The organism is Mesorhizobium sp. M0140, from assembly GCF_040322475.1.
Lineage (GTDB): Bacteria > Pseudomonadota > Alphaproteobacteria > Rhizobiales > Rhizobiaceae > Mesorhizobium.
In genome coordinates this window covers 21920-30792 of sequence record NZ_JAMYTM010000051.1, presented here as the reverse complement: position 1 = coordinate 30792, position 8873 = coordinate 21920, and the positions used below count along the sequence as shown (strand labels likewise).

Here is an 8873-nt window from a genome sequence, read left to right as displayed (position 1 = left end):
GGCCCGGCGCAACGCCGCGACGGCCTTGTCGCACTCGGCCGCGAAGGCGCCCTGCGCACGGCGCAACATGTTCATCAGTCCGCCCTGGCTGATGGTGAGACCGAAAAGGTTCGCGAACGCGCCCTGCAGCCGCTCGTAGGACAGGGCCTGGAAAGTCTTGAGATAGGTCGCTACGGCGTGCACGCGTGGCCCAAACGGCGTCCCCTTCGCCGCATCTGGCACAGCCGCGACGACCAGCGTGCCGCAGGACGGGCAACGGACTGCCAGACGCCGAGGAGCGTGTTTGGTTTGAGGTCAGCTGCGCTCTCTTCCCAGAAGAGCCCGTCACTATTTCCGGCGCCTCTTCGTCATCGCGACGAAGCAACCCGCATGCCGCTGTGCTGCAATGAAGCAATCAATGCTATTGAACCGGAAAGCTACATCTCCCTCGGCATTAGCGACCGGAATGCGGTCGCCTTCGACCATACCAAGCATAGTATTCCTTGAACGATCCGCTCAATGTTCATGGTTGACCAAAGTGGCGCTAACTTGAGCACTGACCTTATCACGGCGCCTCAAGGCAGCAGCAGCGATATGGCCCGCATTTGATCGCGCTGGAGCAAATCTGCGGATTCATTCGTCACCTCATCAAGGTCTGGCGGCTCGGATCGAACTTCCTTGCAACTGCCGAAATGCTCAGCCCTTTGGCCAGCTCGGCTAACGCAGCCAGACCGCAGGATCAGAAAGAGCACGCTCGCGAAATACGCCAGCTGAAGGAGCACTGAACAAGCCAGCGTTGCGACCACCACCGTGCGGATGGAAAGAGAAGCGAAGTAGACAGACAGAGCGTTGCTGCACAGCACCATTCCCAAGACGCGATAAAAGATTCTAAAGGGCAACGCCGTTCTCCTGGTTTTGTCTCCTCAGATCATGCTGCGACCTGGTCGGCCGCAACATGGGTCTGGCAGTTCTTCGGGCAGACGCGGCCGCAGGCTCCGCAGCCAATGCAGCGGCCGGCATGGTCGACGACCATGATCGTGCGATTGAGCTCGCCGTCGAAATCGTCGTCTTCGCCGTCGCAGGCGCCGAGGATTTCACCCACGTCATCGACGCCGTAAAGATGCATGACCTCGCGAGAGCAGACTTTGAAACAGCGGCCGCAGCCGATGCAGGTCGTGCCGTCTATAGCGGTGAGATATTCCGGCATCCATCCGGAGCCGTCGCGGGTGGTGAATGTGCTCCTCATCGTAACTTCTTCATGGCAGCGAGCTCTCTCCTGGCGCCATCCAACTCGGCAAAAACGGCCGACGCTCCCTCGGCAACTTCCTCTATCTCCGTCCATTTTCCCGGGAGATCCTCTGCAAGGTCGCGCAATTTCATCTTGGCAATTGCCGCGCGCAGCTGAAGCTTTCGGACTTTCGTTCCCATCTCATCCAGCTTTGACATAGATCCTTCCTCGAAATCGGTGTCTTCACGCCCGTGCCACGTCGCGATAGGCTTCAGTGGCTGCAGTCGCATCGTCGACCAGTTTCGTACCGGCCTCCGCGAGTTGCCGGAACGTATCGAAGCCGAACCGATGGACGTCTGGACAGAACGAGAGCTGCCCGACCGTGAAAAGCAATCGTCCGGAGTCCTTACGGTTTTCATCTCCATGATTGGCGATGTCACCGGGCGGAAACGCTCCGCGATCGCAAGCCCGACGGCGGTGTAAAACATATCGAGCCTCCACAGCACGTCCGGATCGGGATAGCCCATGCCAGGGATCGCACGGCGCTTTTTTCTGGTGACGATGAAGTCGGCCAGCAGCGTGGCGTCCGATTTGCCTTCCCATAAGCAGTAGGACTCCTGAGCACGGATCAGCCGCACGAGGCATTTGACGCGGGGTGGAAAGGGTCGCCTTGTCCTCGTTGACAGCCGGGCTGACCGCGGCATCAGACATTTCGCCTTCTCCTCATTTCAGTCCTCTTCCTCGAAGCACGATTTCTGTTTTCTGGGACGCCTACTTCGGGCACACTTGCGCAGCCGACGCATGGCTCGGCGCCGCTGATTCCACGCAATTGATGTCCCTCTGGCCGACTTTGGTCGCATCCTCGACTGCGAAGTCTTCCACGCGAATTCGCGTCGAACATCACTTCCGCCGCAATGCGGCCGGAGGCCATGAAGATTCGAGCCTCGATCCTGCTGCAAACGATCGACCAAGTGCTGCATGGACCCTCCTGGTGCGGTCACGCCAGGGAGATGGAGGAATTGGCCAGTAAGCCATTTCGACCAATTACCCTTTTTTATTTTTCCTGCTCGGCCGACCGCCCTTTGGCACCTTCGGGATTGTTTTGCGGAGCCGCAAAGAGAGAGCACCGCTACAAAACTTTCCACCCCTGTACTTGGCGAGGGCCTGCAGCAAATCCGGCAGATGCTGCTCTTTCAAGTCGGCCGGGATAGGCTCCGGACCCTCCAGCGACGTCAGTGCCAGTTCGACCAACTCGATCGCTCGATCATTGTTGCCCTTCTCGTGATAGTACCGGGCGATCGCGGGATAGGACCGGAACTTAGGGCTGTCGCCTTGCGGGGGATTCAGCGCCAGGATGTGTTCAGACAGCTCCTTGCCCATCGCGAAGCGCTCAGCAGGGGGAAGGCGCGAATGGTCATTGGCCGGATGGAAAAGTTGGTCTAGCGCCGAAACCATCCAGTCCTCGGAGTTTTTGTCGATCGCGTCGCGAACCAATTGGCGCATCACGGGCAAGCCGGTCCACATGTCTTGAATTTTGTGAAGCAACAGATGCGCATGAGCCAGGCGGAAATTGAGGTCGTCCGGCATCAAGGCGATGCCCTCTTCGATCGCCCAGAGCGCCGTCTTCCAATCTTCCAGCTTCACCGCCGCCCAGAACCTGTCATCGATCGGCTTCTTCAGCGCTTGTCCGCGCGCCAGGGGTTCGCTTGTGGCAATCCGCTGCTGATCGGCGGCTTTCGCTTTGTTGCTGGTGGGCCAGCTGCCGTTGAACACTTTCGGCAAAACCTCACCGAGTAGGCTCGGATGACCGATAAAGGCGATGCAGCCGTCTCGGTCGACTACGAACGAGGTCGGAATCCCGACGCAAAAGCTGGGTTCCCTCCAAAGCTTCTTCATTTCGCCTGTGAAGTCGAACGCAATCCGATGATTCAGATCCGGGCACTTTTCGGCCAACCACGCGTCCAACTTGGTCCGGGCCTCGACGGCCGTTGGAGCGTCTTCATCAGCCGCGATCCCGACGATCTCAAGTCCGCTGTCCTTGTATTTCTCCTGTAGCTGCATCAACTCAAGCATCTCCGCCACAGATAGTTCGCACCAAGTTGCCCAAAATTCGACGATATAGACTTTGCCGGGCTGGAAGTCCGCAAGGGGCTCGCCACGCAGCCAGTCCTCCACTTTGATCGAAGGAGCCGGTGACCCCATCCGCAACATCATCTTGCCCTCCAAAGCTATTGCCAAAAGTTGCGTGACCTTATGCGCAAGCTTGTTCCCCTTTGAGACGGGGCACGAGGGTTCAACGAAGGGAGAGCATTGTTCGTCTTGCGCATCTGCGTGCATTCAGCCTTCACTCAGTGTTGCCGAAAGTTAATTCGCAAAGGTCGTGCCAACGAGCTCGGCGTGCAGTAAATGATGATTATACTTAAAAAGCTTCCGGGGCGCTCAGATAGCCGGTTGTATTAGTCGCGACATGTTTTCTGCCATTGTCAGGTCTTGGACACGCATCACCCGCTTCGCGTCGGCACAGAAGCGTGGCCGCGGACGTCTCGACATAGGGATGAACAGATGGACATCATAACTGCGTTGGCTAGCGCCAGCCACGTTATCATCGTCCGCCTCAAGCCTTGCTTGAGCTTCTTGCCGTTCCGGTCGCTCAGCGGAACGCCATTGCGATTGCAGGGGCCGCTCCCTCCGAGCATCGCCTCTGCCCTACCTCTTCCGCTTTGCGCTTTCCTGGCTCGCAACGCCGGAGTTTCACGACGAAGCCGGTCATGTCCGGCTGCGGGTCGCGAATAACGCCAGATTGACGATAATGATCGTGGCGAAGAGAGCCGGGATGTGTGCCGGCATGTGCCAGGCCGGTGAACTCTCCCGGATTCCTGCTTTTTCTGTTCTATATCCCCGTGGACAGGTCCTACAGGGACCGCCTGGTGCGAATGTGAGCGTTGTGGGAATTGACCGGCCTCAAGGCCGCTCGGTCGCCACGCCGTGGGCCGGGCAGACTGAAAACGCCGAAGATGCGGCGCCCTCGCCGCTGACCCGGCTACCATCCCAGGCGATGACACGTGATTGCTGCAACCGTTCGCGCCGAGGCCGGCAAGAGCCCGACTGTCGGACTCGAAGGTCGGTGCCTTGGCCGCTGCACGGTCGTTGCCATGTTCTGTTCCCGGCCAGTGGCGAAGGAAATCGTGATAACGCCAATCCGATGAGGCTACGGTCCGAGCGCGGCCTGCCGCGCTGAAACGACTCTCTTTCTCGACCTGACGCCGACCCGAATATCGGTGTTTTGAGGCATTGAGGACGCCTGGGCCTCGGCCCGGCCGTCGGTCTGCGCGTTACGCGACGAGCAGACCCCGAGCGCGCGTTAGAGGCGTCCGGGGAATGTCTTCGCGACGGCGCTTCCAAGTTGCTCATGAGCTTCGCGAAACCTGCTCGTTTGCGGCGACCTTCCTTCGACTTGGTATCCAGGGTAGGTGACCAGCGGAGTAGAGCTTTGAACAGCATCGGTGCTACTTCAGAGCCCGTCAGCGGGCCAAAAACAGCGGCAAAGGCGTGCCAACTATCCATCTTATCACGCTACCGGAGAGCCGCTCGCGCAACCAGCGGCTGCCATAAGCGCCCATGACGATCACGTCGGCAGACGTGTCGATTGCGTGCTGCGCTAGCACCGTGGCCACCGGTTTGCCGCGGCTCGCCAGCCGGTCGACCCAAACCCGAGCACCGTGCCGAGTGAGATAGGCAGCGATGTCGGCTCCCGGCTCGGCGCCGTTTCCGGTGCAGGTCGCCTCCGGATCGACGACTGCGACACGAACTTCCTCAGCACCGGCTAGCAGATGCAGCGCTTCTCGAATCGAACGGGACGCCTCGACTCGCGAATCCCAGCCGACCAGCACGCGCCGTGGAGACAGAGTCGCCTCAGCGCCCTCCGGTACGACAAACACCGGCTTTCCGGTGTCGAACAAGCTGCCGTTGATAACAAGGGGTCCGAGACTAGTCTCGTTGAGAAGTGCGGGGCCGACGATTGTCAGGTCGGTGCAGAGCGCCCGCTGTCGCACCGCGTCACCGACGCCAGCCTTGTCGCAGTGTTCGGTGTCGACATCATAGCAGCGCCACGTGGCTCTCAGCACTTTGTGAATTTCCCTGGATGTCTTTTCCAGGTTGGCCATGTCCTGTGAAAATTGTTCCTGTGCGGCAATGTGGTGTGCGCGATGTCTAGACCACTCGGGGATGCCACCGCCCAACGGCGGAGGGGACCCAATAAGCGGAGGCGACATCAGGAGCGGCGGAGGCGATATAATCAGTACGGAAAGATACGCGCCGACCTCGGCGCACAAGCGAGCAGCTATTGCGACGTCCTGATCGGAATGGTCAGCTCCCGTCACACCGAGTATTTTCTTGAAGGCCATCTGACTGCTTCCCCCTGAGATGTCGGGCCCGTAGCGCGTTTCGAACCGCAAGACTTGCCTTCCAACGAAGACGGAGAGTGGCACACCATCCGTTCGCGATTCAGTCGTCCAGCTTCTCGAGCGAGTAGCCGGCAGACCTGACAGTACGAATGACGCTACCTGGCGAGGCCGCCTTCAGCGCCTTTCTGATCCGGCTGATATGGACGTCGACAGTGCGTTCACCGACATGGATATTGTCCGGCCAGGCCGCGTCGATCAGCTCGTCTCGGCTGAAGACCTTGCCGGGAGCCTCAAGAAATTGCCGCAGCAGGTTGAATTCGAGAGGTCCGAGGTGGATGTCGTGGCCATTGCCGCGAACTCGGTGGGCATCGAGCTTCATCTCAAGGCTGCCGCAGCAGAGCCAGCTGCCATTTTCGATCCCGTTTGAACCCGGCTTCGGTAGCGCCAGCTTCGTGCGTAGATAGTCGAGCAGCATCGCCGGCGTGAAGGGCCGCACAAAGCTCTCGTCAATACCTGCCTTCAAGAGATCGAGCTGCTGGTTTTCGGCGCCGGGCGCGATCAGCGCAATAACCAGCAGGCCTCTGTTCCGGAACTCCGCCTTGAGCTGGGCACAGATGGTAGACCCTGTCGAGCTTGCCGGCTGGCAGTCCAGCACCACGGCCTGCGGCTCCCGTTCACTGGCTAATGCCAGCGCTTCCTCCACGCTTCTGGCCAGTTCAATCCTGAAGCCATCCACCCCCAGAATGTGGCTGTAGTACAGATACAACTCCGCATCTTGCGAACAGATCAGTACCCCTGGCTTCATCAGCGCTACCCCAAGAACCATATCGGCCTGGGCCGCCTCAATTGAGAGGGCTGGCCACCGCATGTCCTCAAGACCTGACATGATCCCCTCGATCGAAAGTCGGTTGCATCACGCCCGCGCCACCTCGGGATGAGCCTCAATGGCCGCGGTGGCATCGCCGGCCAGTTTGGTACCGGCCGCGGCGAGCTTCCAGAACGTCTCGAAACCGAACCGGTGGACGTCGCGCAGGGTCTTTGACAGAACGACCAACCGCCCGGCTGTGAAGAGCACGCGCCCGAAGCCCTCATGGCTCATCTCCATCATCGGCGATGCCATCAGGCCCGTGCGCTCCTCAATCGCAAGCCCGACGGCGGTGTAGAACTTATCGAGCCTCCACAGCACGTCCGGATCGGGATCGCCGATGATTGGAATTGCACGGCGCTGTTGCCTGGTGATGATGAAGTCGCCCAGCAGCTCGGGGTCCGATTTGCCTTCCCATGACCCGTGGGAATCATTGGCACGGATCAACCTCACGAGGCATTTGACGAACGGGGTGGCAAGGGCCGCCTCGTCCTCGGTGGCGGCAGGGCTAACAGCGGCTTCAAACATTTCGGCTACTCCTCAATTCAGCCCTCGTCCTCGAAGGAGGGTTTCTGTTCAGCGACACCTGCCTGCGCCAGCACCTTGCGCAGCCAAGGGGGAGGACACGTCCTGAGCATCATCTGCGTGCGCAACAGCACCTCTTGGACGGTCTGGGGCTGCGGGACTTTGATCGGATGGATCTTTGCGGAAACAAGTTTGGCTGCCGAAGGTCCGCCGATCGCCAGACAAAACAGGAGATGACAGCCCTTCAGCGCCTCCACCTTCGGGGTGATGCGGTCATCGCCCTCAGTTCGGTGCTTCCCGCTCTGGTCGGAAACGTCGTCAAAGGCCACGGCTTCCACGAGATTCCACTCCTCGCGCATCACGTCGTAGACAGCAAAGCGCCTGGCCGAGCCGAAATGGGCGTTGATGTTCTTCATGTCCTGCGTGGCCATTGCCACGCGCAATGCGCCGGCTTGGCGTTCCGGCGTCGGTGCGTGAACCTCGTCAGTGACGAGCGAGAGGCGACGGACGGAGCTCATCTGGCATTTCTCGCTTACGGAGTGGATCAAGCGCTTCAGGCGTTGGCGCGTGCCGGTTGGCTTCAAAAATGCCGGCAACCTCGAAGATCAGGTCGCGGGTCCCCTGGTAGAGGATTGTGAGCTTGTGCTGGCTGCCGAGCCGGTCGAAGATCGGGAAGCCGACCCGCATGAGCGGAATGCCGAGGCGCTGCGCCGCCTGGCGGCCGTGGGAATGAGTAACGAAAAGATCAGCGCCGGCGCCAAGAGCTTCCAAATCGCCGAGATCGCCAATTTGAACCGACTGCGCCGGTACTTCCTCCAGAATTTTCGACATAGCGGCCGTTGTGACCGCCGCCGCGATTTCGGAGCCCATTCCGATGAAGAAGCTCGCGAGTTGGTAGAGTTGGTCTGGTTCAGCAGCGATCGCAATTTTCTTGCCTCCAAAGTGGAAATGTCCGTCGAGCAACGCGTCCTGCAACTGCGCCCGGCGACGGCGCACGCCAGCCGGCGCCGCCGCGCCCGAAACCGCGGATAACAGCGAGACGAACCGGTCGGCGTCCTTCAATCCAGTCAGCGACCGGAACAGCACGTAAGGCACGCCGGTCAACCTCTGCAGCAGCTCGGCCGGGCGGCGCATATGCTCCCCGATCGCGACGCATTGCACAGCCATGCCAAGCTCGCGGATATCCTCGACGCTGGTGCCGCCATAGGTGGTCGTGACCCACCGGTCGGGCACCGTACCGTCGAGCGAGCCGGAGACGTCCGGCAGAATCACCGGCTTCATTCCAAAGCTTTCAACCATCTCACGCAAATGCTCGATATCAGCCACAGTGAGGTTCCAGCCAGGCAGGATCACGATCTTCTTCGACTGCCGTGCCTGCTCGCCGGGCCGCGTAATCCTTTCGATCATCGCGGTGACAGCCTTGGCCCAGCCCTCTTCGATCGCGCCATCGAAATCCGGTGTGTTGGCTAGCACCACCTCCGTACCCGCGAGTTCTTCCCTGCGCTTCAGCCTGATATTGGCGATATCGCCTGCGCAGTCTTCGCCCCGTGTTTCCACCAGCGCCGTCGTGCAGACCCCGATCAGTGTGGGCTTTGTGCGGGCCTTCAGGTTGAGGATCGCCTCTTCCAGATGATCTGCCCCGCCGAGGATCGTCGCCACCTCGTCCATCGCCGTTGTCTGCAGGGGGATGGCTTCCTTGAAATGTCGCACGAAGAGTACGAGCGCGAAGCTGGTGCACCCCTGGCTGCCGTGGAACAATGGCATCGCGCCGTCGACGCCAAGAAAGGCCAAGGCGGCACCCAATGGCTGCGATGACTTCAGCGGATTGACCGCCGCCGCTTTGGTCTGGGGAAGGATGCGGACCATCGACTCT

General features: G+C 60.3%; 9 protein-coding genes and 2 pseudogenes. All 11 read right to left on the bottom strand.

The features are described 5' to 3' along the window. Window positions 1–288, bottom strand: a pseudogene (locus NKJ37_RS30435) (IS66 family transposase); the annotation flags it as partial. Between the two features lie 266 nt (window positions 289–554). Continuing rightward, window positions 555–878: an exopolysaccharide production repressor protein gene (locus NKJ37_RS30430; RefSeq protein ID WP_352776267.1), complete on the bottom strand. Its 324-nt coding sequence runs from the start codon at window positions 876–878 to the stop codon at window positions 555–557. Between the two features lie 29 nt (window positions 879–907). Then, on the bottom strand, window positions 908–1225 hold the full coding sequence (gene fdxB / locus NKJ37_RS30425; RefSeq protein WP_352776266.1) for a ferredoxin III, nif-specific: 318 nt from the start codon (window positions 1223–1225) through the stop codon (window positions 908–910). Continuing rightward, on the bottom strand, window positions 1222–1425 hold the full coding sequence (locus tag NKJ37_RS30420; RefSeq protein ID WP_023736355.1) for a CCE_0567 family metalloprotein: 204 nt from the start codon (window positions 1423–1425) through the stop codon (window positions 1222–1224). The genes fdxB and NKJ37_RS30420 overlap by 4 nt, the downstream gene beginning before the upstream one ends. A 25-nt stretch (window positions 1426–1450) precedes the next feature. After that, window positions 1451–1918: pseudogene (locus NKJ37_RS30415) on the bottom strand (NifX-associated nitrogen fixation protein). A 333-nt stretch (window positions 1919–2251) separates the two neighbouring features. Then, window positions 2252–3418 (bottom strand): TlpA disulfide reductase family protein, encoded by a 1167-nt coding sequence (locus NKJ37_RS30410; protein WP_352776271.1) that lies wholly within the window; start codon window positions 3416–3418, stop codon window positions 2252–2254. Between the two features lie 1310 nt (window positions 3419–4728). Then, complete coding sequence (locus tag NKJ37_RS30405) at window positions 4729–5610, bottom strand: universal stress protein (protein ID WP_352776265.1); 882 nt, start codon at window positions 5608–5610, stop codon at window positions 4729–4731. 100 nt (window positions 5611–5710) lie between these two features. Next, on the bottom strand, window positions 5711–6496 hold the full coding sequence (locus tag NKJ37_RS30400; protein ID WP_352555893.1) for a response regulator transcription factor: 786 nt from the start codon (window positions 6494–6496) through the stop codon (window positions 5711–5713). Window positions 6497–6523: 27 nt separating this feature from the next. Continuing rightward, window positions 6524–7003 carry a NifX-associated nitrogen fixation protein gene (locus NKJ37_RS30395; protein ID WP_352607311.1) on the bottom strand — a complete coding sequence of 160 codons (480 nt, stop codon included), beginning with the start codon at window positions 7001–7003 and terminating at the stop codon, window positions 6524–6526. A gap of 17 nt (window positions 7004–7020) precedes the next feature. Then, window positions 7021–7518, bottom strand: coding sequence for a nitrogen fixation protein NifX (gene nifX, locus NKJ37_RS30390; protein WP_352776264.1), 498 nt, complete (start codon window positions 7516–7518; stop codon window positions 7021–7023). Beyond that, the gene (gene nifN, locus NKJ37_RS30385; RefSeq protein ID WP_352776263.1) at window positions 7484–8866 is read right to left on the bottom strand and encodes a nitrogenase iron-molybdenum cofactor biosynthesis protein NifN; all 1383 of its coding nucleotides are present in this window, start codon (window positions 8864–8866) and stop codon (window positions 7484–7486) included. Before nifN ends, nifX begins: the two co-directional genes overlap by 35 nt. Between the last annotated feature and the right edge of the window lie 7 nt (window positions 8867–8873).

What these genes read in the sequence shown, in the direction of transcription:
- nifN (WP_352776263.1), bottom strand. Translation starts at nt 8,866, where the DNA reads ATGGTCCGCATCCTTCCCCAGACCAAAGCGGCGGCGGTCAATCCGCTG.
- NKJ37_RS30420 (WP_023736355.1), bottom strand. Translation starts at nt 1,425, where the DNA reads ATGTCAAAGCTGGATGAGATGGGAACGAAAGTCCGAAAGCTTCAGCTG.
- NKJ37_RS30395 (WP_352607311.1), bottom strand. Translation starts at nt 7,003, where the DNA reads ATGTTTGAAGCCGCTGTTAGCCCTGCCGCCACCGAGGACGAGGCGGCC.
- NKJ37_RS30400 (WP_352555893.1), bottom strand. Translation starts at nt 6,496, where the DNA reads ATGTCAGGTCTTGAGGACATGCGGTGGCCAGCCCTCTCAATTGAGGCG.
- NKJ37_RS30410 (WP_352776271.1), bottom strand. Translation starts at nt 3,418, where the DNA reads ATGTTGCGGATGGGGTCACCGGCTCCTTCGATCAAAGTGGAGGACTGG.
- fdxB (WP_352776266.1), bottom strand. Translation starts at nt 1,225, where the DNA reads ATGAGGAGCACATTCACCACCCGCGACGGCTCCGGATGGATGCCGGAA.
- NKJ37_RS30405 (WP_352776265.1), bottom strand. Translation starts at nt 5,610, where the DNA reads ATGGCCTTCAAGAAAATACTCGGTGTGACGGGAGCTGACCATTCCGAT.
- nifX (WP_352776264.1), bottom strand. Translation starts at nt 7,518, where the DNA reads ATGAGCTCCGTCCGTCGCCTCTCGCTCGTCACTGACGAGGTTCACGCA.